General features: G+C 59.5%; 25 protein-coding genes. 16 read left to right on the top strand and 9 right to left on the bottom strand.

The features are described 5' to 3' along the window. Positions 1 to 10 precede the first annotated feature (10 nt). Complete coding sequence (locus MKL11_RS05960) at positions 11 to 991, bottom strand: hypothetical protein (protein ID WP_243941213.1); 981 nt, start codon at positions 989 to 991, stop codon at positions 11 to 13. 425 nt (positions 992 to 1,416) lie between these two features. Between MKL11_RS05960 and MKL11_RS05965 the strand changes: the two genes are divergently transcribed. Continuing rightward, positions 1,417 to 1,884 (top strand): hypothetical protein, encoded by a 468-nt coding sequence (locus tag MKL11_RS05965; protein WP_243941214.1) that lies wholly within the window; start codon positions 1,417 to 1,419, stop codon positions 1,882 to 1,884. Positions 1,885 to 3,115: 1,231 nt separating this feature from the next. Here MKL11_RS05965 and MKL11_RS05970 read toward each other — a convergent pair. The 8 genes from MKL11_RS05970 to motA form a co-directional block, all read right to left on the bottom strand. Then, positions 3,116 to 5,356, bottom strand: a complete 2,241-nt coding sequence (locus MKL11_RS05970; protein WP_243941215.1) for a phage/plasmid primase, P4 family — start codon at positions 5,354 to 5,356, stop codon at positions 3,116 to 3,118. A gap of 808 nt (positions 5,357 to 6,164) precedes the next feature. Then, on the bottom strand, positions 6,165 to 6,803 hold the full coding sequence (locus MKL11_RS33030) for a site-specific integrase (protein WP_313900733.1): 639 nt from the start codon (positions 6,801 to 6,803) through the stop codon (positions 6,165 to 6,167). Between the two features lie 238 nt (positions 6,804 to 7,041). Next, the gene (locus MKL11_RS05980) at positions 7,042 to 8,145 is read right to left on the bottom strand and encodes an EscU/YscU/HrcU family type III secretion system export apparatus switch protein (protein WP_243941216.1); all 1,104 of its coding nucleotides are present in this window, start codon (positions 8,143 to 8,145) and stop codon (positions 7,042 to 7,044) included. Between the two features lie 14 nt (positions 8,146 to 8,159). Next, the gene (locus MKL11_RS05985) at positions 8,160 to 9,185 is read right to left on the bottom strand and encodes a flagellar motor switch protein FliG (RefSeq protein ID WP_243941218.1); all 1,026 of its coding nucleotides are present in this window, start codon (positions 9,183 to 9,185) and stop codon (positions 8,160 to 8,162) included. A 14-nt stretch (positions 9,186 to 9,199) separates the two neighbouring features. Next, positions 9,200 to 9,595: a flagellar motor switch protein FliN gene (gene fliN / locus MKL11_RS05990; protein WP_243941384.1), complete on the bottom strand. Its 396-nt coding sequence runs from the start codon at positions 9,593 to 9,595 to the stop codon at positions 9,200 to 9,202. A gap of 115 nt (positions 9,596 to 9,710) precedes the next feature. Beyond that, on the bottom strand, positions 9,711 to 10,046 hold the full coding sequence (locus MKL11_RS05995) for a hypothetical protein (protein ID WP_243941220.1): 336 nt from the start codon (positions 10,044 to 10,046) through the stop codon (positions 9,711 to 9,713). Continuing rightward, positions 10,030 to 10,971, bottom strand: coding sequence for a flagellar motor switch protein FliM (locus MKL11_RS06000; protein ID WP_243941222.1), 942 nt, complete (start codon positions 10,969 to 10,971; stop codon positions 10,030 to 10,032). The genes MKL11_RS05995 and MKL11_RS06000 overlap by 17 nt, the downstream gene beginning before the upstream one ends. Next, positions 10,971 to 11,858, bottom strand: coding sequence for a flagellar motor stator protein MotA (gene motA / locus MKL11_RS06005; RefSeq protein WP_243941224.1), 888 nt, complete (start codon positions 11,856 to 11,858; stop codon positions 10,971 to 10,973). Before motA ends, MKL11_RS06000 begins: the two co-directional genes overlap by 1 nt. Before the next feature lie 175 nt (positions 11,859 to 12,033). On the opposite strand from motA, the gene MKL11_RS06010 reads away from it, so the two are divergent. From MKL11_RS06010 to MKL11_RS06080, 15 genes are all read left to right on the top strand, one after another. After that, entirely contained in the window at positions 12,034 to 13,449 is a 1,416-nt protein-coding gene (locus MKL11_RS06010) for a DUF1217 domain-containing protein (protein WP_243941226.1), read from the top strand. A gap of 1 nt (position 13,450) precedes the next feature. Next, on the top strand, positions 13,451 to 14,191 hold the full coding sequence (gene flgF, locus MKL11_RS06015; RefSeq protein ID WP_243941228.1) for a flagellar basal-body rod protein FlgF: 741 nt from the start codon (positions 13,451 to 13,453) through the stop codon (positions 14,189 to 14,191). Between the two features lie 174 nt (positions 14,192 to 14,365). Continuing rightward, positions 14,366 to 15,691, top strand: coding sequence for a flagellar protein export ATPase FliI (fliI, locus tag MKL11_RS06020; protein ID WP_243941230.1), 1,326 nt, complete (start codon positions 14,366 to 14,368; stop codon positions 15,689 to 15,691). 74 nt (positions 15,692 to 15,765) lie between these two features. Continuing rightward, positions 15,766 to 16,983, top strand: a complete 1,218-nt coding sequence (locus MKL11_RS06025; protein ID WP_243941233.1) for a flagellar hook protein FlgE — start codon at positions 15,766 to 15,768, stop codon at positions 16,981 to 16,983. Positions 16,984 to 17,006: 23 nt separating this feature from the next. Beyond that, positions 17,007 to 18,461 carry a flagellar hook-associated protein FlgK gene (gene flgK / locus MKL11_RS06030; protein WP_243941235.1) on the top strand — a complete coding sequence of 485 codons (1,455 nt, stop codon included), beginning with the start codon at positions 17,007 to 17,009 and terminating at the stop codon, positions 18,459 to 18,461. A 4-nt stretch (positions 18,462 to 18,465) separates the two neighbouring features. Next, complete coding sequence (locus MKL11_RS06035) at positions 18,466 to 19,518, top strand: flagellar hook-associated family protein (protein ID WP_243941237.1); 1,053 nt, start codon at positions 18,466 to 18,468, stop codon at positions 19,516 to 19,518. Between the two features lie 97 nt (positions 19,519 to 19,615). Next, positions 19,616 to 19,963 carry a flagellar biosynthesis regulator FlaF gene (flaF, locus tag MKL11_RS06040; RefSeq protein ID WP_243941239.1) on the top strand — a complete coding sequence of 116 codons (348 nt, stop codon included), beginning with the start codon at positions 19,616 to 19,618 and terminating at the stop codon, positions 19,961 to 19,963. After that, entirely contained in the window at positions 19,960 to 20,412 is a 453-nt protein-coding gene (gene flbT, locus MKL11_RS06045; RefSeq protein ID WP_243941241.1) for a flagellar biosynthesis repressor FlbT, read from the top strand. Before flaF ends, flbT begins: the two co-directional genes overlap by 4 nt. 13 nt (positions 20,413 to 20,425) lie before the next feature. After that, on the top strand, positions 20,426 to 20,848 hold the full coding sequence (flgD, locus tag MKL11_RS06050; protein WP_243941243.1) for a flagellar hook assembly protein FlgD: 423 nt from the start codon (positions 20,426 to 20,428) through the stop codon (positions 20,846 to 20,848). A 272-nt stretch (positions 20,849 to 21,120) separates the two neighbouring features. After that, a complete protein-coding gene (locus MKL11_RS06055) occupies positions 21,121 to 21,387 on the top strand; it encodes a flagellar biosynthetic protein FliQ (protein ID WP_243941245.1) in 267 nt (88 codons plus the stop codon). Positions 21,388 to 21,539: 152 nt separating this feature from the next. Then, on the top strand, positions 21,540 to 23,630 hold the full coding sequence (gene flhA / locus MKL11_RS06060) for a flagellar biosynthesis protein FlhA (RefSeq protein WP_243941247.1): 2,091 nt from the start codon (positions 21,540 to 21,542) through the stop codon (positions 23,628 to 23,630). Continuing rightward, a complete protein-coding gene (fliR, locus tag MKL11_RS06065) occupies positions 23,627 to 24,382 on the top strand; it encodes a flagellar biosynthesis protein FliR (RefSeq protein WP_313900731.1) in 756 nt (251 codons plus the stop codon). Before flhA ends, fliR begins: the two co-directional genes overlap by 4 nt. Before the next feature lies 1 nt (position 24,383). Next, entirely contained in the window at positions 24,384 to 24,890 is a 507-nt protein-coding gene (locus MKL11_RS06070) for a hypothetical protein (RefSeq protein WP_243941249.1), read from the top strand. Further along, positions 24,887 to 25,369: a rod-binding protein gene (locus MKL11_RS33375; protein ID WP_243941251.1), complete on the top strand. Its 483-nt coding sequence runs from the start codon at positions 24,887 to 24,889 to the stop codon at positions 25,367 to 25,369. Before MKL11_RS06070 ends, MKL11_RS33375 begins: the two co-directional genes overlap by 4 nt. Positions 25,370 to 25,414: 45 nt before the next feature. Then, complete coding sequence (locus tag MKL11_RS06080) at positions 25,415 to 25,750, top strand: flagellar protein FlgN (RefSeq protein ID WP_243941253.1); 336 nt, start codon at positions 25,415 to 25,417, stop codon at positions 25,748 to 25,750. Position 25,751: the final 1 nt, after the last annotated feature.

Genomic DNA, 25,751 nt, shown 5'->3' on the forward strand with positions numbered 1-25,751 from the left:
GAGAACCCTGTCATTCGCTGTAACGAAACTCAAAATCTATAGTTGAAACAGCGCGCTGCACTATTCTACACTGTTGACGGGATTGCTCTAACCCAAGCCAACGAGGTGAACCCGACGTCGCATCGTCCACCGGGCCCATAATGAATAATCCGGTTCCATTACTTCCATGATAAGCTTGACGTATAGCATTCACAAGAGTGAACCAGCCCGATCCTCTTTTCGACTTAAACGACCCCCCTTCCATATAATATGTGTTAATGCCGATAGACACACAGGCAGCAAAGCTGTCAAGTCGTCCGCTCGGAGCAACGCATATTACAAATTTCAGGTGGTTGGCTAATGCTATGTAGCGAAGTACACTTTTTACAAAAATTTTGACCTTGGATGATGCCACACCTTTGCTTATAAGCGTCAATGACTTTAAATTGATAATTTCAACGTGATACTTCCAAAACCGTCGGATATCAAGTATCATTAAGCCTTGACTATCGCATTCACGAACGTACTTATTGTAGCTTCGGATTACATTTTTGCTAATTGAGCCCCAATATTCGTTCCAACTCGTCCAACAACTAAAATCTACCACCTCAAGCTTTGCATATTTTATATTTGAAACTTTTACATCCGGTGTGCCCTTCAAAGCTTCTACTCGACAGGGCCCAGTCATCCACTCAGAACCATATCTATATCGCCCTGGACCAAGTATTGCTAGGATCGCTCGCATAATTGTAGCCCACATATGTCCCCAGCTAGGCAGCAATTGCAACTGATCTGTAAATATTCTTGTATCTTTTGTCATAATGATAGCAAACTGACCAATCTTAATTTCAGTCGGTCCTTCCTTTAATACTATATCAAATCGCTTGATCGAAAATAGTATACTTCGAGAACTATTTGATAGCCAATGCGCTTTGAAAAGACATCTATATGAGCAACCGCATTTGGCAACAAAACGATCCCATTCTTCGTGGTCAAGCGCGCTCTTATACAAGGATATAAATCTCAGCAAATTAGAGTTGTTTCTATCTTCGCTATACAAGGTAGACGATCTACAGAGTCTTTTCATCGGCACCTGCTATCCCGATGCGTTGCTGATAGATATTATAATGAGTTCGCAATCACGAGCAACCCTCATAACTCGATCTATTGCAATTAAGGTGCCACGCATGTAGGAAACAGGCCGATGCAATATTGCATCGATTTCTGATCTCATAAAAACTTAAATTACACTGACAAAGTATGCCCGAATACCCTCGCTAAAATTTCAGAATTGCGAGCTTGATAATACATTCATGAGATGCGTAACATGAGTTTGTTCCGAGTTGGACAAGCTGTGGTTATGCAAAGGCCGCAATACAAGTATTGTGATTGCCGATTCATAATCCAGCGAGATCTCTCAAGCATTGGAGCAAGGCCGTGGATAACGAAATTACGCAGGAAGTGCTGAAAGCGGGGCCATTCGAAAATGAAGGTCAAACAGTTTTTGGTGAAAATATCATTGAAATTATGCGACACATAAGTTTCCGTAGGTTAATTACTTTAGATCGGAGCCTTAAATCGGATCACACGGGGTATGATGAACGCTCTATACAACGAGAATGGCTAGTTGATGGTCAGCCGGCCAAGGATCTAGATGATGCAATCGAACGACTCTCTAAACCGTCTCAATTGTCAGACGACGAAGTTTATATCTTGGAAAAACTACCTAGAGATTGGATTAGATTGGCAGAGTTTAAAGCAGCATTCCCAATGATATTGCAAACAACAATTGGTCCCGTGCTAGTCAAACTTCACCTTAAAGGTCTGATTGAAAATCGGATGGAAACGATAGCACAACGTTCTATACCCTCAATTCGTCGTACACCTTTGACGGACGATGCTTGATGCATAGAATTTCAAGCTTATGTTGCCGTTCCTGTTTGGATTCCGGGATGACGGTTGATGCTCACTTGTCCGGTGCCACCTGCGGTCGAGGGCCATACCCGATCCATAGCGAGGTTAGGACGACCGATACGATTGCGAGAGCGGCGCTAACCAGCAGCGTGGATCGGATCATTTACAGCCCCCATTGACGGACGGCTTTGTGTTGCATGGTCATGGCGCATTCGGGGCATCTACCGTTGATAGCGATCACCGTGTCAGGCGCGATCCTCATAAGTGTTCTCAGGTTGGGGTCGGGGCGCAGCGAAAGTGATAGCCTCTATCGTTGCCCCTATGCCGCACGAACATCGCCTATGGTCGTATGGGAGGGCCGCAAGCCAATTCGGGCAAGGTGTTGGGAACCGAACTGTTCTGAGCCGAAACCCACCACCTTGAGGGCTCATACCCCTACCGCTATGAGACGCTGCTCATCGCGCTCTCACCGAAGACGCATTCCTCATAACAGTAATGCAGAATGGATACGGGGCACCCTTGAAGCGGTGCCCCTTGATTATGTCAGGCCGCTTGCCTCCTAGGTGCACCAATCTTCAAGATCAGATTGACGGGGCGGTCCTGATTCTTCCCATTGCAACCATCAACCATTCTACTGGTCTCAAGATAATAATGATGCATATTCATGATGCGATCATGATAGATGCGTTGAGCAACTTCATATGCATCTAAAAAACAGTGATTGTCAGTATCATTGAGAACTAGATTTTCTGATAGATTTGAGTCTATCAATTCGATCATCTCCTCAATATATACATACTCCCACTCAGGAACAAGGTAGTGATCTGGCTTGTTAGAATTCCTACGCCGTTCATTCATGATATTGAGAGTCAACGCAAAAAAGTTCCTTAGCCGTCGAGCAGTGCGGGCATCATAAACAGTTTTTCCAGGCACAATTTGTCTTCTTTATTAAATGTGATGGAGGCGATAGATGCATCGAACGAAAATTCGATGCCAGTGGCGGGGTTATAGTTTGCGATATTTGGACCTCTGTCTTCTGCTCTCTTCCTTTCCGAGTGTGTGTGTGTGTGTGGATGAATGGATGTTATCTACCTAAAAAATAGAAATAGGAATCAGATAGATACATAGGAAGTTATGTTATCAATCATCCATTCCTCCATATGCACATAAGGATGATAGATCACGACCAAAGGGAGTGACGGGGACAGAGGCCCCGTAACTGTTACTTGAATCGAATTCCGGTTCGTGCGTTACCGTTTGCCCTCTTATGAATACCGATGTCCATGCGAGTAAGTGTCTTCATGAACATAATCTTGTTCAATGGCTCTGACCCACTGTTATCGGAGTAAGACACGTACCGCTCATACAGTTCTCCGGCCATGATCTTGCTAACTCCATCACGCACGCACGCAGCATCAATGAAGTCCGCGACATTATTGTTTTCACTTCTATACTCAGCGATGGAATGACGAACAGACTCAGGTGGAGCAAGAAAATCCCCTTTCATTTCTCCGATCTGCTCCAAACCTTCCAGCGACCAATTCAATATGCCCGGAAGCTCACCCTTTAGCTTTTCGAGTAGTTTTGGATCCCTTTCCTCCGGCTTGAACGTTCTGGGAAATTCAATGACATGGATCCTCCGCCAGATCGCATCATCATTCCCGGAAATCTGTGGCAACTCATTACTGGCAAACCACAATTTGAACTCAGGCCGCATATTGAAGTAATCTTTGTACAATCGCTTGACCGACATCATATCACCGCCAGTCATTCGCTTGATCTTAGCAACAGCAAGCCGATCTCCCGATTCACCTTCGGTAGCATAGGCAAATCGCTTTCCCACCAATGAGGCCAAGTCATCAGTCTTATCGTTTGAGAACTTCTGCTGCATGATTGAATGGGCTGGAAGAGCCGTCCCATAATCACCCATCAACGCCTGCAATAGACTCAGAAATACCGATTTCCCATTTGCACCGGCGCCGATTAGGATAAACATGATCTGTGCTTCAACACTGCCAGTCAGAGTATATCCAACAGCGCGACGCACATACTCGATCTTCTCTATGTCACCATTGAATACCTGGGAGATGAAATCCAGGAATTTAGGACATGAAGCATCGGCACGAAAATCTGTTCCGATCCTTTTAGTTATGATATCGTTTGGCGTTATCAGTCGCTGAACGCTTAGATCCAGCACACCGTTGCGAGTTCCAATGAGATGGGAATGAGCATTAAAGCCCCTATCGTCAGTCCGTTTCAATGACTCTGAGAGTTCATAGACGGAATTGATACGTGCACTAGATTGCGATGCGCGAATCTTGACAGGATCGCTTATAGTGTTCGTCCTAGCTGGCTCTTTCAAGAAATCTATGATCGTTGCTTTAACCTCAACAGGCGAGATAGGATCGTATACCTCAGAACTATTCTTGTAGAATCGTTCTTCATGTTCGGCATAGATCAGACTACCAATTGTTGATTCGTGAAATGCTTCGGCTGTCGAGATGTCGGTACTTGTATCAATCGTGACGGATACAGTGCGCGTGTTGTTGTTAACGGCAATGGCCTTCGACGCAGTCTGCCGTCCACCCATCCATTCGATAAGAGTATTGAGGGCTTTTTCTGAGCCGAACAATTTAATCAGTTTTGACCGCCATTCTACCGGCTTCTGATCTGCCGCACGCTCATAGGTAGTCACTACAGTTCCAATGCGATCATCCATCTCTTCATCGTCCGTGATGTCGCAAAGGGTTTGCACCACCGTCAAGCATGATTCCTGATTTACCTCGCTGCAAGCACAGAGTCCGGCGAACCGAAGCGCGAGCTTATGCCGACCGCCCTGGACCCAGAATTCGGATAGGACGCTTACCGTCGCGATTTGACGTACGGCTCTGAGAAGGTCGTCTCGTTGGACCCATGACGGCACGCCATCCTTGCCGGCCTCATAGCGCACCGCCTCACCGTCAGGATGCACGGAGCCGACCATCATTGTCTGACAGCCATCGCCTCGAAACTCGACGAGCATCTTCCCGCTGACAGGGTGCGTCAGCTTCACAGTCCGAGTGTCGCCTGTGATGCGGAAGAGGTAATGCGAGCCCGGCTTACTATCTCGGCCAAACACCAATCCGGTAGGCGGCAGGATCAGCGCTGCCGCCTCAGTCGTGTTCGAGCCGTCAAGATCGATGTCCACCAGACCACCGGATGCCGTTCCGGTCAGAACCCCCACGTTGATATCCGAGGGAATCGATCCAAAGTTGAGCAAGCTCTTTAGCTCCTCACCTTTGTTCTGCCAGTCCTGCTGCACCGGTTTCTTAGTTTTCGAATGCAGGGGGATATACGAGAAATGAGTTTCATTGTAATCGATATTCAATTTACTAGACCATTTTAAACATGCGTCTTTATCCGCCACCAAAAGGCCGGCGATTTTAATAAGAGCAATACAGTTGAAATTCGCCCCAAGCAGCAATAGCTCGGCGCAGTTTGTTGCCTTAAGTACTAAAGCGATGTGTTTATCTCATAATTTCAGTGAGATGTCAACAAGAAATTTACGTAAAACAATTCAATGCAGTCTAATGAACCTGCGCGTGGCACAATTCGCCATCATTGTCAATATCTATTTGGAATAATCGCCGACAATTTGGATAGATTGTATCAATTTGCGACCGATCACTGGAAAACACTCATAGACCGGACGGATCCACTTTTCCAGATTCATTCTGAAAATCCGTTCCATATAACAGTAATATGCGGTGACAGTCCGTTTCCGAACTTTAGATTGTTTCTGTACGATTTAAGGTTTACTTGCGAAGATGCGAGTTTCAAGATCCTACTGTCGCAGCTTTTTACTCTACTTTTGATCGATCTATAAGCAACATGATGTAAAGTTTTAGATTAGTTTTCAGACTTTAGTTTATAGCCGGCCATTATCGCCCCACATTCACTGAAATTAAGTTCTGCGTGATTTCTATAATCAACATAAAGGTTTGGCTGGACGATCACACCGGACTCTCACATAAGACGGTAAGTCGGTTGTCGTTCTGATTGTTCAATCCTCTGCAATCAACGGTGAAACAGCGGTAGTTCAACCGTAAATCGGGAGTTCGATCCTCCCTATCGTCACTTGAAATCAGTCAAGTAATGAAGTGACGCAAAAACTTATAGCCGAGCTTGAACCGGTTTAATCACTGTGTGGGCCGCAATATTAGCTAGACGCTTCCCCAACTTAGGCGGCATCGGCAAGAAATATTCTAAACATTCCTTGCCGCCTGCCTGTTCTATGTAGGCTTATTAAAGATCGCGGCGAGTTTGGCAGCGACACTTTCAGGCTTGATATGCGTGTATCTTCTTAACATTTGATAATCGCGGTGGCCCGAAATCATTGCGACCTCCGGCACACTTAACCCATATTCAAAATATCTAGAGATGCCTTCATGCCTTAGATCATGCCATCGCAGATTTCGAATTCCCGCAGCCTTGAGCAAATTCACCCACCAAGAATTTAGTGTGAAGTAGTTTACTGAGATAATTGAAGTGTTGCCGTTTTTTCTTTCGATTGATCGTATGATTTCCATTGCCCTCGGAGTCAGTGGAATTGTCCGTGGATATTCGTTTTTTGTTTTCGGGATGTGAAGTGTCGATTGACTGAAATCAATATCCGACCATTTAGCGTTAAGAAGTTCGCCCTTTCTCATTGCTGTTTCAATAGCCAGTTCAATGATATGTATCATAGACTTTTCGCCTCGGCGAAAATCACTATCGACAATTCGGTCCCATTCTTCCTTTGAAATGCGCCGCTCTCTACTATTTCGAACCTTCGGTTTCCGCACGCTTTTGAAGACATTTGTTGACAGTCGAACGCCCCATTCGCTTTGAGCTATGGTCAGACAATGTGAACCGATGGAAAGCTCTCTCACGACCGTTGCAGGTTTAACTGTTTTCAATCTTTGATCTCTGTAACGAGCAACATCTCCCTCGCACAGATCGCTAAGCTTTATGTTGTATATATCCGACCTTTGAAATCTCTTTAGTACCGAAACTTCGCGCTTATACCAATATCTCTTTGAAAGAATTTCGATAAAATATCTTTCGAGCAATTCTCCTATGGTCTCCGTATTGTTAGATTGTTGATCTTTTATATCGATGCGGCTGTATTTATCCGTCTCCGTAGCTTTCGACCATCTTACCGCCTCGGATTTTGTTTCGAAAGTCTTTGTCGTAGCTTGAGATCCTTTTATTCTTATTTGGACCTGATATTTCCCATTTCTTTTCCTGATCGTTGCCATCGTCATCCTCATTGTGACTGACATTGTGCCCGAACGCATGAATCAAAGGCTTCCGATAGGATCGAATGGTGCTTGAGCGACCGATAAACCATTGTTTTACAATGATTTTCTGATCGACTAGCGTGAGGCAGAAGCATAGCAGCGCGATGGCGTAATGCGTCGGGTTGGCCAGGATCATCGTGGCGCGGGGCACGGACGCCATCATCTGCTTGCGCACGCGATCCAGCGCGATCGAGCGCAGCTTGGCCTTCACCGCCGGATTGCCCTCGGTCTGCTTGTATTCGTCCTTCAGATCCTGCTTCGACATCCGCAGGTCGCGCTGCCACTTCATGCGTGTCCAGACGAGATCGCCCGCGACCAAGGCAATCGTCGCGACGCTGACTGCGGAAACCAGTCGGACCGACAGGCTCAGAAGCAATTCGGGCAGGCCGATCGGATCCTCAAACATGATATTCTTGATCTCGTGTCGGTCGGCGCGCAGAATCATGAAGACGACGCCGCCGATGGCCAGGAACTTGAGAACGCTTTTCCCAAATTCGATATATCCTTGCAGGCTGAAAACGCGATCCCACCCACTGACGGGTGAAATGCGAGACCATTGCGGCCTGATGCGCTCGCCCGCGATGCGCGGCACATTCTGGAAGATCGAAGCGGCCAACCCGGCCGCCATCAGGATCACCAGCATGGGCAGCAGGAGCTTCCACATCGTGAAGGCCAGCGCCACGAGGAGCTGCTCCGCATCCTGCCCGTTGGCCAGGGCGAAGTTCCGCGGTTGCTCCAGGAGCAGGGTGAGCTGCCGCACGAACGGCGCGCCGTGATCCCGCACAACGAAGACGAGGATGATGAGCGTCGCCGCAATCGAAGCGAAGATCGGCGCCTCCCGCGAGAACGGGACATTGCCCTTCTCGAGCGCCTCGCCGATCTTCTTCTCGCTCGCGGCCTCGGTCTTGCTCTCCTTGTCCTCGTCCGACATCGCAATCGACCCGCTCAGCTGAAGTAGGTGTCTTCGGCTTCAGCCTGGTTGAGCTCGATCTCGCCGCGGGAGGCCATCTCCAAGGCCTGGTCGGTGATCGCACGGCGCGCTTCGAGCACGTCGCGCTGGGAGGCGGGCTCGCCGCCTTCGAGTTCGTGCTCCACGAGGCGCCGCGTGCGGGCCGTGATGGCACTCAGCACGACGTTGCGGAGCGTGCCGCTGGTCCCCTTCAGCGCCAGGATGATGCGTTCGGGCGGGATCTGATCAAACAGGGCCGTGCGCGCCCGGGGCGTCATGTGGATGATGTCGTCGAAGGTGAACAGCAGGCTCTTGAGGATCTCCGCCGACTTGGGACGCGATTGCGCGAGGCTGTCCAGGACCTCCTCCATGCCCTGGCGCTCCATCTTGTTGATGATGTCGGCCATGCGCGCATGGGTGTCCGCACCGGCATTGCGGGCCTGGTTGATCATGAAGTCCTCGTGCATCGTCTGCTCGATCATCTTCATCGTCCCGTCGACGGTGGGCTTGAACGTCAGCATCCGGCGCATGACCCCGTTCCGCAACGGCGCCGGAAGCTGGGCCATCACCTTGGCGGCGCAGGCCGGTTTCACCTTCGACAGGATCAGGGCCGCGGTCTGCGGGTGCTCCTTCAGCAGATAGGACGCCAGCGCGGTCTCCGCCCCGTTCGAGATGCGGTCCCAGACCGAGCGCTCGCCCTGCCCGAGGACGTCGGCCATGATGCTGGCGATCTGCTCGGGCGGCAGGTTGCCCTCCAGCAGCTTCTCCATCTCGCGGGCGGTTCCGATCAGGTTGGCCCCGTCGGAGAAGAACGCGGTCACCTCGTCGATGATGTTCTCGAGCTGCGATCGCGAGACCGGTCCGAGCTGCGCGACGGCGCGGGTGATCTGCTTCAGTTCCGCAGTGTCGAAATACTTGACCAGACGACTCGCCGTCGCCTTGTTCATCGCGATGAGGACGGCCGCGACTTCCTCGGCGGGGTTCAGGACGCGCGTGACCTTGGTGAGGGGGCCGACGGCCATGACGTTGCGTCCCGTCAGCCGTTGGAATCGGCCGTCGCGGGACCGACGATTTCGGTCAGCGACACGCCGAAGCGCGAGTTGTCGTCCTCGACGACGACGACTTCGCCGCGTGCGATGACCCGGCCGTTCACGACGACGTCGACCGGCTCACCGACGCGGTGGTCGAGGGGAACGATCGCCCCGCGCCCGAGCTTCATCAGGTTCGCCACCGGCATCGTCGCCGATCCGAGGACCACCTGCATCAGGACCGGGATGCGGAGGATCGAATCCAGGTTCCGGCCGCTGCCGGCCTTCTCGCCCTGGGCGCGCCGCTCCTGCGCCTGGGCCTCGATCTTCGCGAACAGGCTCTCCTTGTGGCCGTTGCCGGAGCCGCCATCGGTTTCCGCATCCGAAAAGTCTGAGGCTGACATCATAGGTTCCTTGAGGAAATCAGGGCCGGCGCCGTCTCGACCGCCGCTCGGATCGGGCGGCTTCAAGCCGTGACGCCACCGCGCGCGTTCGGCGCGTACGCGCCGGCCATCGGCATCAGACGCTCGACAGGCTGCCGACCGCGGACTCGTGGGCGACGCTCGCGGGCTGCACCGCGGCTGTCAGCTTGAGCCGCTCGGCCTTGAGCTCGGCCAGGGCCGCCTTCGCGAACTCGATTTCGCAGCTGAGATCCTCCAGGACGGTCCGCCCTTCCTGGGCGAAGGCCTGCACGGCGTTGCTCGCGCCGACCATGGCGCAGGCGCTCCAATCGATCATGTCCCGGTACTGCGCATGATACCGGTCCAGGCGCTTCAAGCGCATGTACATCGGGACCAAGCACCCGGTCGTCGCGACCAGGGCGGCGAAGAGCAGGGCTTCAGCGAGAGAGAACATCGTCGATAAACTCCTGGTCCTGATCGATGAACCGGTCGACACGCAGCACGATGGTGCCATCCTGCTGCCCGACGTCACACCAGAACAACTCACGATTGTTGCCCTCGAGCTTGACGCGCGTATTCGGCGTCGCCCGCAACTCGATCACCTGACCGACCTCCAGGCTGGCGATCTCGCCCAGGGTCAAGGGCTTCTCTTCCAGGATCGCCTTGAGCGTCACCGGGGTCTTCTGGACCTCGCCGGCGATCTGCCGCGTCCAGCGGGAATCGCGCGCCGTGCTCTCGCCAACCAGGATCCGGGCCAAGCTCTGGCGCATGGGGTTGAGGACGGATTGCGGGATGACGATGAACATCTCGCCGCCGCGATTGAGCGCCTGCAGAACGAACTTTGCGGCGACGGCCTGATTGTTCCGGCGGCCGATCACCGCGAAATCCATCCGCAGCTCCGTCCGTTCGAGCTTGAACGGCGTGTCCGCCACCAGGGCGAAGGCGGCCTGCAGCGCCTTGCCGATCTGGTCGAAGATCCGCTGGGCCATCCGCATCTCGATGGCCGAGAAGGAACGCTCCTCGTCGAGGGGAGGCTCGGAACCGTCGGAGCCGAGAAGAACCTCCACCATGGTGAAGACGAAGTCGCGATCGAAGTCGACCAGGATGTGGCTGTCCCATTCCGGCGCCTGGAAGATGCCCGCGATGGCGTTCGCCTCATAGGGTTCGAGGATGTCCCCGAAGCGCTGGCTTTCCACGTTGCTCAGGGAGAAATACACCGGCGACGCCGCGAAATGGCGCAGGTGCTCGGCGCTGAACGTCGCCACCCGGTCCAGGATGACGTGCAGCATCGGCAGCCGGTCGAGCGAGAGGCCCGCGGCGTCCAGCAGCCGATCCCGGATGTCGCTGGTGATCTGCTGCTTGTCCTGCGTGTCCGCCATCACGCAGCCTCACGCTGGCCGGCCTCGGCGCGCGAGCCGTTCGTGATCGTCGCGTTCTCGACCTCGTCGATCGTCGGCCGATAGGCGGCGGAGATCGCCTTCCGTCCATGCTCGATGGCGATCTGCGGCAGGGCGCCGTTCATGTAGGCGAGCAAGGTCTGCTTCACGATGATGTAGACGCGCCCCTGCGATTCGCGGGTGGTCTTCACCTTGCTCGCTAAGGGAGCGATGACGCTGTAGGAGACGAAGATGCCGCTGAAGGTCCCCACCAGAGCCGAGCCGATCAGGCTCCCCAGGAGCGCCGGCGACTGATCCAGGGCACCCATCGCCTTCACGATGCCGAGGACGGCCGCGACGATGCCGAGAGCCGGCAGCCCGTCGGCCACGCCGGTCAGGGCGCCGTACGGCTTCAGCTTGTCGCGCCGATGGGTGACCATCTCCTCCTCCATCAGCGCTTCGATCTCGTGGGATCGGGCGTTGCCGATGAGGATGAGGCGCACGTAGTCGCAGATGAACAGCGTCAGCTCCTTGTCGCGCGTTACCCGCGGGAAGGCCTTGAAGATCTCGGACTCATCCGGATTCTCCAGATGCGGCTCGACCTCGTTGCGGGGCTTGGCCCGCAATTCCCGCGTCAGCGCGAACAGCAGCCCGAGCAGCGCGAGGTAATCGTCCTGCTTCGGCGCCCGGCTCAGAATCGCATCCACGATCGCGGCACCGGTATCCTTGACCACCTTTATCGGATTGGCGACCACGAAGGCGCCCAGCGCCGCGCCGCCGATGATGACGAACTCGAAGGGCTGCCAGATCACCGCGAGGTGGCCGCCCATGGCCGCGAACCCGCCGCCTACGCAGCCGACCGCGATCAGCAAGCCGATGATAACACCCACGCGCGGCGCCCTGACGTCGTTCCACTCAATAGCAGCGAAGCTAGATCTGCATGCTTGCGCAGGGCTGGAGCAGCGCACATGCGCAAGCATGCCGGCCTACGACTTCGGAACGAGCAAGGCTCAGGCAAGCCAGAGATCTTAGATTTTCAAACCCGAAAGATGAAGGATTCGCCCGATGCTTTCGACATTTATTGATTACAGATCCACAGTCACAGACCTATCGAAATCTCTTAACCGAACGGCATCTCAGCCAACATCAAAACGCGACATACAATATTTTCAGGACCATATCGGCAACGTCAAAACGCTCGACGATTTTATGGCGGACAATCGCCTCTACAGCTTCGCCATGAAGTCGTACGGCCTGGATGATATGATCTACGCCAAGGGCTTCATGAAGAAGGTCCTCGCGGGCGAGCCCGATGCCAACGGGCGGGTTTTGGTCGATCGATTGCAGGATTCACGGTACCGGGATTTCGCGGCCGCGTTCAACTTCAAGACCTACGGCCAAGACCCGAACAAGCCGCAGCACTCGGACGATCCGGAGGTCCAGGCGCTGATCGATTCTCTCGGCATCAACCAGACTCTGATGCAGAAAAAGGATGACTACGATAGCAAAACTACGGGTCAAATAGATTACATTCAAAATATGGCAAAATACGTTCATTCTATTGATGACATTGTCGAGGATTCCAAAATTTCATCCTTCGTCCGGACCGCCGTCGGCCTGCCTCCGGCCTCCTCGGATGATGATGATTACACGCAAGCCCAACAGATCGAGAGCAAATTTGATGCTGCCGCGTTTCAGGACCCGGAGCAACTTCGTCAACTGATCGATCGTTTCTTCGCCCAGCGCTTGGAAGGCCGCAAAGCTATCATCGACCCCTATTTCCGGCCAGCGGGAACCTACGCCGATTCCGATGCGGAAATCGGAAAGCTGACCCAGTATTTCCAAGCCAAGATAGGCACGGTATACTCTGCTAAAGACATCGTCGCCGACCCGGTGTTATCCGGCCTCGTCTTGAGCACGCTGGGCGTCTCCACCGCGGCGACATCGAAGAATTCCGACGCGCAGGCCAAGCTGATCGAGAGCAGGCTCGACGTCTCATCCCTCCGAGATCCCAGGAAGCTCAGTCAATTTCTTGACAGATTTAAGACACAACGCAGCGAGGCCCGCACGGCAACAGTGGACGCTTATGTCCGCCAGACGCTTGAAACGGATGCCGGGAACGAGAATGAAGGCGTCAGGCTTGCTCTCTACTTCCAACGCAAGGCGGCGAGCATCAACTCCGCGTATGGATTTCTTGCTGATCCGGCCCTGGCCCAGGTCGTCCGCACCGCGCTCGGCTTACCGCAGTCGGCAAAGAGCAGCATCGAAGCGCAGGCCAATCTGATCGAGCGGAAGATCGACATTTCCAGTCTCAAAGATCCTCAAAAACTGAATCAGTTTATCAAGCGCTTCACGATCATGTGGGACACCCAAAACAATACGGCTTCGTCGCCGGCGCTGACATTCCTCGCCGGATCCGATACCAGCCTCGATGCGGACCTCCTCCTGAAGCTCCAATCCATCCGGCTGGGAGGCCGATGACATGCAGTCGTCGCTCTACGTCACCCTGTCCGCCCAGGTCGCCCTCGAACAGCGCCTGACCACGGTGGCGAACAACGTCGCCAACCTCGGGACGGCCGGATTCCGCGCCGAGGAGGTGAAGTTCGAGACGATCCTGTCCCAGGCGGGCGGGCGCGACACCGCCTTCGTCACGCCCGGCGAGACCTTCCTGTCGCGCAAGGCCGGCCCGCTCAACAAGACGGACAGCCCCCTCGACGTCGGCATCCAGGGCGACGGCTGGCTGGCCGTGCGGGGCCGGTCGGGCCCGGTCTACACGCGGGACGGCCGGATGCAGATCTCGGCCGCGGGCGATCTCCAGGATCTGAACGGGCGGGCGGTGCTGGATCCCGGCGGCTCCCCGATCACGGTCGATCCCGAGGGACCGCCGATCACCATCGGCCAGGACGGGATCATCACCCAGGGGGTCAACCAGATCGGGGCGCTCGGCGTCTTCCGCCTCGACAATGCAGCCACCCTCACCCGGGTCGACGGCGACGCGGTGGCCTCGGACCGGCCGGGCACCCCGATCCTCGACTTCAACCAGCGCGGCGAGACCGCCGTCCGCGTCCAGCAGGGCTTCCAAGAGGGCGCCAACGTCAATCCCGTCATGGAGATGTCGCGGCTGATCCTCATCACCCGCACCTTCGAGGGCGCGGCCGCCGCGGTGGCGGAGACGGAATCGTCCCTGCAGAGCGCGATCCGCGGCCTCGGGCCGGCGAGCTAGCCCCGCGAATGAAGCGATAGCCCGAGGCCCGCAGGGCTCCGCCCTGCACCCGCAAAAGGTCGAAGACCTTTTGAAACCTCGATTTTCCATTGGCGGGCGGTACGGGACAAGACCGCGAAGCCGCGCTCGCCGCCGCCGCCGCTGGGCCCGGGGCCGCGGGTTCCGGAGATCACCATGAACGCCCTCGACCAGCTCGCCCGCGCTCTGGAGGACCGGGACGAATATCCCGTGATCCGGGTCGGCGGCTCTGTGAGCGAGATCGGCTTCGGCCATTGCCGCATCAAGATCACTCTGCCCCTGCTGAAGCTCGGCGACTGCATGCGGATCGAGGCGGGGGACCAGCGGATCGACGGCGAGGTCGTCCGGATCGACGGCGACGGCGTGATCCTCAAGCCGTTCGACACCCGGATCGAGGCCGGACTCGGATCCCTGGCCTATCGCGTGACGGCGTTCGATCCCCGGCCGTGCGAGGCCTGGAAGGGCCGGGTCATCGACGCCCTCGGCCGGCCGATCGACGGGGCCGGCGACCTGCCCAAGGGCACACGGGCGATGCCGCTCGACGCCAGCCCGCCGCCGGCGATGCGCCGCGCCCGGGTCGACCAGCCGCTGAAGACCGGCGTGAAGGCGCTCGATCTGTTCATGCCCCTCTGCGCGGCGCAGCGCATCGGCATCTTCGCGGGCTCGGGCGTCGGCAAGTCGACCCTGCTGTCGATGCTGGCTCGGTGCGCGGGGTTCGACACCGTGGTCGTCGCCCTGGTCGGCGAGCGAGGGCGCGAGGTCCGCGAGTTCCTGGAGGGGCCGATCCAGGCGAGCCGCACTCGGGCAGTCGTCGTCGTCGCCACCGGTGACGAGAGCGCGATGATGCGCCGGCAGGCGCCGAAGCTCGCCTTCGCGGTCGCCGAGTCTTTTCGCGATCAGGGCCAGTCGGTGCTGCTCGTGCTCGATTCGGTGACGCGCTTCGCCCACGCGGCCCGGGACGTGGCCCTGGCGGCCGGCGAGCCGCCGGTGGCGCGCGGCTACCCGCCGAGCGTGTTCGGCGATCTCCCGCGCCTGCTGGAGCGGGCCGGCCCGGGCCTCGAGGGCGGCGGGACGATCACCGGCATCTTCTCGGTTCTGATCGACGGCGACGACCACAACGATCCCGTGGCCGACAGCATCCGCGGCACCCTCGACGGCCACGTGGTCCTGGACCGGGCCATCGCCGACCAGGGCCGCTACCCGGCGATCAACCTGCTCGGCTCGATCTCGCGCCTGGCCGACCTGGTCTGGACCCCGCAGCAGCGCGAGCTCGTGCGCACGCTCAAGAGCCTGATCGCCCGCTTCGAGGATTCCCGGGACCTGCGCCTGATGGGCGGCTATCAGGCCGGGACGGACCCGGAGCTCGATCAGGCCGTGGCCCTGGTCCCGAAGATCTACGCCGCCCTGCGGCAGGACCCCACCGACCCGCAGAGCCTCGATGCCTTCCTGGATCTCGCCAACGCCCTGCGCGCCGGCGGATGAGGTGCCGAAAGCTTCACGCAAGCGACTCCTGATCTGAAGTCCTGCAACGTCGTCCAACAACGGAGATTCGCGTCATGGGTCTGTATGGGGTGCTCAACAGCGGCGTCTCCGGAATGAACGCCCAGTCCAACCGGCTCGGCGTCGTTGCGGACAACATCCAGAACCAGAATACCGTCGGCTATAAGCGCGGATCGACGCAATTCTCATCACTGCTCACGGAATCCGGAAGCGGTTCCTACGATTCCGGCAGCGTGACCACGGTCGTTCGGCACGATATTGGCAGCAAATCCAACACGACCGCGACGACAAATGCTTCGGATATCGCGATCGGCGGCAACGGCTTCTTCGTCGTCAAGGATGCGGGCGGCAAGACAGCGCTGACGCGCGCCGGGAACTTCGTCATCGATGCGAAGACGGGCGACCTGGTGAATGCCGCGGGCATGCATCTGCAGGGCTATAGCCTGGCTTCGGGCACCCCGATCCTGTCGATGAACAGCTTCAACGGGCTCGCGCCGGTCAACCTCGCCTCGTTTGGCATGCAGGCCCATCCCAGCACGGCGGGTCGCATCGACGCGGGCAACCTCAACAGCAACGACCCGGATCTGACCGGCGCCTTGAGTAACACCAACTTTACTAAGGCGAGCAGTGTCATCACCTATGACAACCTTGGAAACCCGTTTCAGGTCGATCTCTACTTCGGGAAGACAGCGACGGGGAAGTGGCAGGTGTTGGCCTATAATCATGACACTAAAACTCCTATCCCGCCAGGGGGGACAGCGACTCCCTTAACATTCGACACGTTCGGCAAATTATCGAATGCGGCGTCACTGAGTTTCACCGTCCCCAACGGTCAGCCGTTCAAGCTGGACTTTGCCAACCTGACACAGATGGCGGGCGATTTCGTACTCAATGGCCGGGTCGATGGGAACAAGCCGCAAGCCGTCGACCATGCCGCGATCGACACCGACGGCACGGTCTACGCGGTCTATCAGGACGGCCAGACGGCCGCGGCGTTCCGCATCCCGCTCGCGACCGTGGCGAGCCCGGATAACCTGACCCCGCGCTCGGGCAACGTGTTCGAGGTCACCCCCGAATCTGGGGACCCGCAGCTCAACTTTGCCAATGTCGGCGGGCGCGGATCGATCGAGTCGCATTCCCTTGAGGATTCGAACGTCGACCTGGGCAACGAGCTGGCCACGATGATCGAGTCGCAGACCGGATACGGCGCCAACTCGAAGGTGTTCCAGACAGGCACGGAGATGCTCGAGACCCTCGTGAACCTGAAGCGCTGACGATCGGCTGAAGGAGACCGGGGATGAGCCTTTCCGTTGCCATGAAGGCGGCGCGCGGCGCCTTGCAGGCGAACGCGACCAGTACCGGCGTGGTGTCGCGCAACATCGCGGGCGTCAACGATCCGGCCTATTCACGCAAGATCGCGTCGCTGGTCACCACGGACGGGCCTGTCCGCGTCGTGGTCAGCCGCGCCAGCGACACGCTGCTGTTCGATAAGACACTCCGCAGCACGTCGGAACTCGCCGGCCGGACGGCGATCCTCAAGGGTCTCACCAGCCTGGAGGACACGGTCGGTGACACGGAGGAGGGTAGCTCCGTCTCCGCCAAGATCGGCGCGGTCAAGATCGCGCTCGCGAACGCCGCGAACCAGCCCAGCGACATCAACCTGGCTAAGGCTGCCGTCGCGGCCGCGAAGGATCTGGCGCGGACCCTGAACCAAGCGAGCACGACGATCCAGAAAACGCGCCTCAGTGCTGATCAGGACATCGCCAACTCCGTTGCGACGGTGAACGATCTGCTCGGGCAGTTCGACAAGGCCAACAAGGCCGTGGTGTTCGGGACGGCGACCGGGGCCGACATCAGCGACGCCCTCGACAACCGCGACAAGATCCTTGCGCAGCTGTCCCAGGAGATCGGCATCCATACGGCCGTCCGGGCCGGCAACGACATGGCGATCTACGCCGACAACGGCGCCCCGCTCTTCGAGCGGAGCGCCCGGACCGTATCGTTCGCGGCGACACCGGCTTTCGGCGCCAGCACGACCGGCAACGCCGGTCTGATCGACGGCATCCCCGTGACCGGCAACAGCTCGATGATGCCGCTCCAGTCCGGACGCATCGTCGGGTTGATGACGGTGCGCGACGAGGCCGCCGTCACCTATCAGAATCAACTCGACGCGATCGCCGGCGGCTTGATCAACGCCTTTGCCGAGACGGACAAGAACTCGGCGACCGGGACGGCTCTGGCAGGCCTGTTCACCGATGCCGCCAACGCGGCGCTGCCGACCGTGACGACCGGGCTGGCGAGTTCGATTCAGGTGAACGCGAAGGCGGATCCGGAGCAGGGCGGCAATCCGTTCACCCTGCGCGACGGCGGCATGAACGCAGGCACGCAGTACAAGTACAACGTCGCCAACGCCGCCTCGTACGCGGATCATCTGCGCGCCCTTCAATCCGCACTCGGGGCCGACCGGTCCTTTGCATCGGATTCCGAACTCCCGGCTTCGGCCTCGCTGCTCACGGCCGCCGGGGCTTCGGCGAGTTGGCTGGAAGCGACCCGCAAGGGGGCCTCGACTCAGGTGGATAGCGAATCGGCCATCCTGAACAGCGCGTCGAACGCGCTCTCCAATGCGACGGGGGTGAATCGCGACGACGAGGTTGCGACGATGCTCGAGCTCGAAAAGTCCTATGCGGCTTCCGCCAAGCTCCTCGCGACCGTCAATGCGATGCTGCAGACCCTTCTCGATGCCGTGAGATAGCGATATGAAAGCCAGCTTCATCTCCACGGCGACGCTGTTAAACAGTACGCGCTGGGACATGTCCCGTCTGCAAGCGGGCATTGCCAAGGCCAATATCGAAGTCGACAAGGGCCGCTATGCCGATATCGGCCTCGAACTGGGCTACAAGACCGGGATCACCCTCGATCTGCGTCAGCAGTTCGGCGACATTACTGCCCAGAAGACGCGCAATGATCTGACCACGGTCCGGCTTGCCGACAGCCAGAGCGCACTCAATCAGATCCGCTCGGACGGCGAAGCGTTTCTTGCCCTCATCGCACCGGGAAAGCTGACGGACGCCAGCGGGACTGTCGTAGCCCAGGCGGCAGCTTCGAAGCTCTCGGCATTCATCGGGCAGATGAACACATCGACCGCAGGTCAATATGTGTTCTCCGGAATCAACACGACGCAGCGCCCGCTCGCGGATTATGAGGCGTTCCCGACCTCGGCCGCCAAGACCGCGTTCGCACAGACCTTCCAGACCACGTTCGGATTCGCGCCGGGCACTCAACCGGGGGCAAGCCAAATCACCCCGGCGCAAATGCAGAGCTTCCTCGACGGCCCGGCCGCTGCCCTGATCGCCAATCCGCAATGGGGTTCGAACTGGTCTTCTGCTTCAGACACCAATATCCGAACCGATATCGGCCCCGGCGAGACCGCGACCACCTCCACGAACGCCAATGCCCAACCGTTCCGGCAATTGGCGATGATGTACATGATTGGGTCGGATATTGGTCTGGCTAGTCTGGCTTCGGCAACGCAGGCCGTCGTCTACAGCAAGATGCGCAGCATCGCCGGTCAGGCCACGGTCGACGTCACTGCGATCCACGCCGATCTCGGTACCGTTGAGGCTAGGCTCACCACATTGGGAAAACAGCAGGAAGCTCAGAAAATCATCCTGACTAGTGGCTTCAACTCTCTTGAGGGCGTGGACCAAGCGGAAGCCAAGACACGCCTCGACGCTCTGTCGACTCAACTCCAGATCTCGTATTCTCTGACCAGCCAGATCCGGAAGCTTAACCTCATCGATTACGTCTGATCCGGTGCTCGGGCACTATCCGCGGTGGGCGAGCGCAACGATCTGAATCCGGATCCGTTGCGGTCGTTTTTCTTACCACGCAAGAGGCAATTCTGCGATGTACGGCGCGTCTTACGCGGAAATCATGGAAGACTCGCCCTCCCTGGCCAGGGAACGCGAGCGCGAGGCCTTCGACCGGGCCATCGATCTGATGAAGCGCGCGGAGGCGCCCGATGCACCCTTCGAGGCGCGTGCCGAAGCGGTCAGCTTCGTGCAGCGACTCTGGAGCGTACTCATCGACGATCTCGTGAAGCCCGAGAACGAGTTGACGGTCCAGTTGCGCGCCGACCTGATCTCGATCGGTCTCTGGAACATGAGCCAGACCGACCAGATCATCCGCGGCGATGCCACCGGTTTCGAGAGCCTGATTTACGTCAACACGATGATCCGCGATGGTCTCAAATGAGCCGCTCGATCAATCTCAGCCTGCGCGGGCGCGAGCGGATCTTCATCAACGGCGCCGTCCTCCGGGTCGACCGCAAGGTGACGATCGAGCTGCTCAACGACGCCACCTTCCTGCTGGAAGCCCATGTGCTGCAGGCCGAGGAGGCGACCACGCCGATCCGGCAGCTCTACTTCATCGCGCAGGCGATGCTGATCGATCCCAAGAACGCGGAGCGCGTCCGGGCGGCCTACGACGCGGTGGAATGGACCTATCTCGACCGCGGCCCCGACCCGAGCATCGTGGCCGCGCTCGCGACGGCGCGAAGTTTCCTCGATGCCGGGCGCGCCTTCGATGGCCTGCGCGTCCTGCGCGGCCTGTTCGAACCGGACGTTGCTCAGCGCGCCCGCTTGGTCACCGACCTTTCCAATCCGGGTGCCTTCGGACAACCCGGGGCCGCCAATCCCGTTTGACGGAGGCAGAATCATGAGCGTGCCAGTCACCAACGCCGCCAATACATCGGCCACCGACGCGGCTTTGAAGGCCCAAGCCGCGAAGAAGAAGGCGGAGAGTTCGACGACGTTGAACTACGACAACTTCCTCCGCCTTCTCCTCGCGCAGATGAAGAACCAGGATCCGACCGCTCCGATGAAATCGACGGAGTATATGGGTCAGCTGGCCACGTTCTCGCAGGTCGAGCAGAGCGTCAACGCGAACAGCAAGCTCGATTCGCTCCTCAAGTCGACATCCATGACGCAGGCCCAGGGGCTGATCGGGCGCACCATCACCTCCGCGGACAAGTCGGTCACCGGACAAGTCACCTCGGTTCAGGTGACCGACACGGGCGTGGTCGCCCATCTCAACAACGGCAAGGACATCCCGTACGATCCCGGCGTGACGGTCTCCTGAAGGATGGTGGCGACGTCCGGTCGGCGAGCCGTCCCGGCGCGCATGCGGTGGAGCAGATCTGCACCGCTCGATGCGCGGTCGCGTCGTGAATGTGCAGAGACGGAGCCGTGGCAGGCGATCGCGGCTCGCCACGGATCGCCCCGGTTGCCCGAGCTTCATTCTCAGGGCGAAACGTCTCGACGGCACGGCGCCGGTCTGCACTCACGCGCGGACAGACAGCGCGCAGATCGGCTGATGCCAGGATCCTTCGGCTTCGCTCCGGGGCAAGCACAATGAACGAGGTCGACGCGCTTGAACTCACCCGCACGGCGATCTGGACGATCATCGTCGCTTCCGGGCCTTCGGTCGCGGCCGCGATGGTCGTGGGCACCCTGATCGCCCTCTTCCAGGCGCTCACCCAGATCCAGGAAGTCACCCTCACCTTCGTCCCGAAGATCGTCGTCACCCTGCTGGTGATGATCGCGACCGGCTCCTTCGTCGGAGGCCAGATCTACACCTTCACCGAGCTGGTCTACGGCAAGATCATCTCCGGGTTCTGAAAGGCGCCGCGAGCCCGCATCGTCGGGGGGCTGGCCGGTACGCCGATCCCGAGATTTCGGCACCCGCCCGGGCCGGGCGGCGCGGCGGCTCGCGCAATCCAGGCGCAAGCTTGGTGATCCAGAATGGAGGTGGGCACCGAGGGGTTGAGCGCGTGGCAGCGGCCGTAGACGTCTTCACGCCGGAGCGCAGGGTCCGGCGCGATATCTGGTTCGCGGTCGGGATCATCGCCATCCTGGCGGTTCTGTTCCTGCCCGTGCCCGCGATCCTGATCGATATCGGGCTGGCCTTCTCGATCGCGCTGTCCGTGCTGATCCTGATGGTGGCGCTCTGGATCCAGAAGCCCCTGGAATTCTCGTCCTTCCCGACGATCCTGCTGATCGCGACGCTCCTGCGCCTGGCGCTCGGCATTGCGACGACCCGCCTGATCCTCGCCAACGGCGATGCCGGCGTCGACGCGGCCGGCCACGTGATCCAGGGCTTCTCGCAATTCGTCATGAGCGGCGATTTCGTGATCGGCCTCGTGGTCTTCGCGATCCTGATCACGGTGAATTTTTTGGTGATCACCAAGGGGGCGACCCGCATCGCCGAGGTCGGCGCGCGCTTCACCCTGGACGCGATCCCGGGCAAGCAGATGGCGATCGACGCGGATCTCTCCGCCGGGCTCATCGACGACAAGCAGGCGCAGCAGCGGCGGCGCGAACTCGAGGAGGAGAGCGCGTTCTTCGGCTCCATGGACGGCGCCTCGAAATTCGTGCGCGGCGAGGCGGTGGCCAGCCTGATCACCATCGCGGTCAACATCTTCGGCGGGATCATCATCGGCGTCACCCGTCACGGCCTGCCGCTCGCCACCGCGGCCGACGTCTTCACCAAGCTCTCGGTCGGGGACGGCCTCGTCTCGCAGATCCCGGCGCTGATCGTGTCCCTGGCCGCCGGCCTGCTGGTCTCGAAGGGCGGCACGCGGGGCACGGCGGAGCAGGCGGTGCTCGGCCAGCTCAGCGCCTATCCACGGGCGCTGTTCGTGGCCTCCGGCCTGATGATGCTGTTCGCGATCATGCCCGGGATGCCGTTCGTGCCGTTCGCCGGCCTGGGCATCCTGATGAGCACCGTCGCCTACCTGATTCCCCGTCGCATCGCCGAGGCGCAGTCCAAGGTCGCGGCTCAGGCGCAGGCCGAGGAGACTCAGAAGCTGCTGGCGCAGCGCGAGAGCGAATCCGTGAAGGACTCGCTCAAGACCGCCGAGATCGAGCTGCGGCTCGGCAAGCACCTCGCGGTGCAGATGCTGGGCGCGCAGGGCGAGCTGGCCCAGCGGGTCGGGCGGATGCGCCGGAAATTCGCGCAGCAATACGGGTTCGTGGTTCCGGACATCAAGCTGGTCGAATCCATCACCGTCCCCAGCAAGACCTACGAGATCGCGATCCACGGCACCGTCATCGCCGCGCAGCAGGTGCGCCCGGGCGAAGTCCTGATCGTCGTGGGCGACGGGCCGATGCCCACCCTGATCGGCGAGGAGGTGCACGAGCCGGCCTTCGGCATGAAGGCGGTCTGGGTGCCGGAGGCCTACGCCCAGGAGGCCCGCCGCGAGGGTTTCAGCCCGATCGACTGGCATTCGGTGATGCTGACCCATGTCAGCGAGGTCATCCGCAACAACCTGCCGCAGCTCCTGTCCTACAAGGACCTGCGGATGCTGATCGACCGGCTCGATCCGGAATACAAACGCCTGGTCGAGGACATCTGCCCGTCGCAGATCTCGTATTCCGGCCTGCAGGCCGTGCTCAAGCTCCTGCTGGCGGAACGGGTCTCGATCCGGAACCTGCACCTGATCATCGAGGCGATCGCCGAGATCGTGCCGCATGCCCGCCGCGCCGAGCAGATCGCCGAGCATGTCCGGCTGCGGATCGCGCAGCAGATCTGCGGCGACCTCGCCGAGAACGGCACCCTCAACGTGCTGCGGCTGGGCAGCCGCTGGGACCTCACCTTCCACCAGGGGCTCAAGCGCGATTCCAAGGGCGACGTGTTCGAGGTCGATATCGATCCGCGCCTGATCGAGCAGTTCGGCGTCGAGGCGTCGGAAGCGATCCGGGCCCACATGAAGACGTCGCACAAGTTCGCCCTGGTCACCGCGCCGGAGGTTCGCAGCTACGTGCGGATGATCATCGAACGCATCTTCCCGACCGTCGCCGTGCTGTCGCATGTCGAGATCGCCCGCGGCGTCGAGATCCGATCGCTCGGCACCATCTCGTGACCGTCAATGTCTCGGAGTCGATTCTCGGCGTCTTCATGATCTTCTGCCGCATCGGCGGCTGCCTGCTGATCGCGCCGGGCCTCTCCAGCGGGCGGGTGGCGCCGCGCATCCGCCTCCTCATCGCCCTGACGGTGTCCCTGGCCCTGGCGCCCATGCTCCTGCCGAAGCTCGGCGACGGGCTGCGGAACCCGTCGCCGGCCGACACGCTGTGGTGGATCCTGTGCGAGACGCTGACCGGGCTGGCCATCGGCCTGTTCGGGCGGTCGTTCTTCTTTGCCCTCGAAACGATGGGGAGCGCCATCGCGACGATGATCGGCCTCGGCGGCATCCCCGGGACGCCGGTCGCCGACAACGAGGCGGAATCCATCGCGGGCTCGCTCATCATGCTGGTGGCGACGATGCTGGTCTTCGCCACGGACCTGCACTGGGAATTGTTCCGCGGGCTGGTCGCATCCTACGACCGGATTCCGGCCGGCGACCCGTTCGGGTCGCGCCCGATGCTGGCCGGTCTGGTCGACCGGACCAGCGCGGCCTTCACCATGGCCCTGCGGCTGACGAGCCCGTTCATCGTCTATTCCATGGTGGTGAATTTCGCCCTCGGGCTCGCCAACAAGCTCACGCCCCAAATCCCGATCTTCTTCATCGCGACGCCGTTCATCCTGGCGGGGGGGATGCTGCTGTTCCTGTTTCTCTCGACGGACCTGTTCGGGCAATTCGCCCTCGCCTACGGGCAATGGCTCAGGAGGGGCTGAGATGCAGGCACGGCTCGGTCGGGCGGCGCGGCTCCTGCGCGTCCAGGAACAGATGCACCGGCGCGCCGAGCGGGACCTCGCCCAGGCGGAGGGCCGGGTGCAGGACGTCGATGCGGCCCAGGTCGACGTGATCCGGGCCCTCAACGAGGCCTCGGCGTTTCTCGAGCCGCTGCGCGATGCGGCGGTCCGGCGCCTGAAGAACCTGGCGATCGAGGCGCAGGGGCTGCGGGCGGCGCGGGACAGGGCGGCCCAGCAGTTGATCACCCAGGCCACGCAGCACAAGCGGGCCGAGCGATGGGTCGACGGTCTCGAAGCCGAGCGCCGCCAGCAGGTGGAGAAGCAGATCTGGGCCGAGCGCCTGGACAGCCTCGTGGGTCCCGCGCAGGCAAGCCTCCGGTCAGCCAGGCCTGATAAGCCTCTGAACCAGTCCATAGCCCCGACGGGTTCGGTCGAGCCCGGTGACCAGACGGATCGTGGTCACGAACATCCGGACACGAGAGCGCCGTGAGCGTCCAACCTCCCTCCGATATCGTCCTCGACGTCGCGCGCGCCGCGGATCCGGCCCGCTATCAGGCGGCCGTCACCAAGCTCACGCAAGCCGCCCCCGGCACCTTCGCGGATGCCATGGGCGCGGCCGCAGCCGGCGGTGCGGGCATCCCGGCGGCGCCGCAGGCGAATGTCGACACGATCCTGACGCGGTTCCGCACCGCCGCGACGCTTCCGCCCCCGCGGGCCAAGGGCTCGCCGCCCCAGGAATTCGAGGCCTTCGTCCTGCAGACCTTCATCGAATCGATGCTGCCCCAGAACGCCGCCGCGGTGTTCGGCAAGGGCAATGCCGGTTCGATCTGGAAGTCGATGATGGCCGAGCAGATCGGCGCCCAGATCGCCAAGGCCGGCGGCCTCGGCATCGCCCGCATGCTGGAGGCCGCGCATCAGCCGACCGCCGCCGACCCGGCGGCGAAGCCCGACCCGGCGCGGATCGGCTGACGGATCCCGGAATCCCACGTTTCACCCCTCGTCCGGACGCTGTGCATGCTGCTGTCATCCCTGGCCCGCCTCGAAGCCACCATCGACGCCGAGACGGACGCGCTCACGATCCACGACATTCGGGAGCAGGACGATTTCAACCGTCGCAAGAGCCAGAGCCTGGTGGAACTGTCGCGCCTGGGGCGGACGATCGGCGCGACGCCGCTGAGGCCCGCGGAGATCGAAGGCCTGGAGCGCGTGCGCGCCAAGCTTCGGCGCAACCACGAGCTTCTGGCCATCCACCTGCGGGCCATGCAGGAAGTGTCGGATATCGTCACCAGCATGATCCAGAGCGCGGAATCCGACGGCACCTACTCGGCCGCCCTGCGCTACCAGGAGTAAG

The sequence above is a fragment of the Methylobacterium sp. J-077 genome, assembly GCF_022829365.1.
GTDB lineage: Bacteria > Pseudomonadota > Alphaproteobacteria > Rhizobiales > Beijerinckiaceae > Methylobacterium.

Coding starts and splice junctions, on each gene's coding strand:
- MKL11_RS05980 (WP_243941216.1), bottom strand. CDS start 8,145: ATGTCGGACGAGGACAAGGAGAGCAAGACCGAGGCCGCGAGCGAGAAG.
- MKL11_RS05985 (WP_243941218.1), bottom strand. CDS start 9,185: ATGGCCGTCGGCCCCCTCACCAAGGTCACGCGCGTCCTGAACCCCGCC.
- fliN (WP_243941384.1), bottom strand. CDS start 9,595: ATGTCAGCCTCAGACTTTTCGGATGCGGAAACCGATGGCGGCTCCGGC.
- MKL11_RS05995 (WP_243941220.1), bottom strand. CDS start 10,046: ATGTTCTCTCTCGCTGAAGCCCTGCTCTTCGCCGCCCTGGTCGCGACG.
- MKL11_RS06000 (WP_243941222.1), bottom strand. CDS start 10,971: ATGGCGGACACGCAGGACAAGCAGCAGATCACCAGCGACATCCGGGAT.
- MKL11_RS06010 (WP_243941226.1), top strand. CDS start 12,034: ATGCTTTCGACATTTATTGATTACAGATCCACAGTCACAGACCTATCG.
- flgF (WP_243941228.1), top strand. CDS start 13,451: ATGCAGTCGTCGCTCTACGTCACCCTGTCCGCCCAGGTCGCCCTCGAA.
- fliI (WP_243941230.1), top strand. CDS start 14,366: ATGAACGCCCTCGACCAGCTCGCCCGCGCTCTGGAGGACCGGGACGAA.
- MKL11_RS06025 (WP_243941233.1), top strand. CDS start 15,766: ATGGGTCTGTATGGGGTGCTCAACAGCGGCGTCTCCGGAATGAACGCC.
- flgK (WP_243941235.1), top strand. CDS start 17,007: ATGAGCCTTTCCGTTGCCATGAAGGCGGCGCGCGGCGCCTTGCAGGCG.
- MKL11_RS06035 (WP_243941237.1), top strand. CDS start 18,466: ATGAAAGCCAGCTTCATCTCCACGGCGACGCTGTTAAACAGTACGCGC.
- flaF (WP_243941239.1), top strand. CDS start 19,616: ATGTACGGCGCGTCTTACGCGGAAATCATGGAAGACTCGCCCTCCCTG.
- flbT (WP_243941241.1), top strand. CDS start 19,960: ATGAGCCGCTCGATCAATCTCAGCCTGCGCGGGCGCGAGCGGATCTTC.
- flgD (WP_243941243.1), top strand. CDS start 20,426: ATGAGCGTGCCAGTCACCAACGCCGCCAATACATCGGCCACCGACGCG.
- MKL11_RS06055 (WP_243941245.1), top strand. CDS start 21,121: ATGAACGAGGTCGACGCGCTTGAACTCACCCGCACGGCGATCTGGACG.
- MKL11_RS06070 (WP_243941249.1), top strand. CDS start 24,384: ATGCAGGCACGGCTCGGTCGGGCGGCGCGGCTCCTGCGCGTCCAGGAA.
- MKL11_RS06080 (WP_243941253.1), top strand. CDS start 25,415: ATGCTGCTGTCATCCCTGGCCCGCCTCGAAGCCACCATCGACGCCGAG.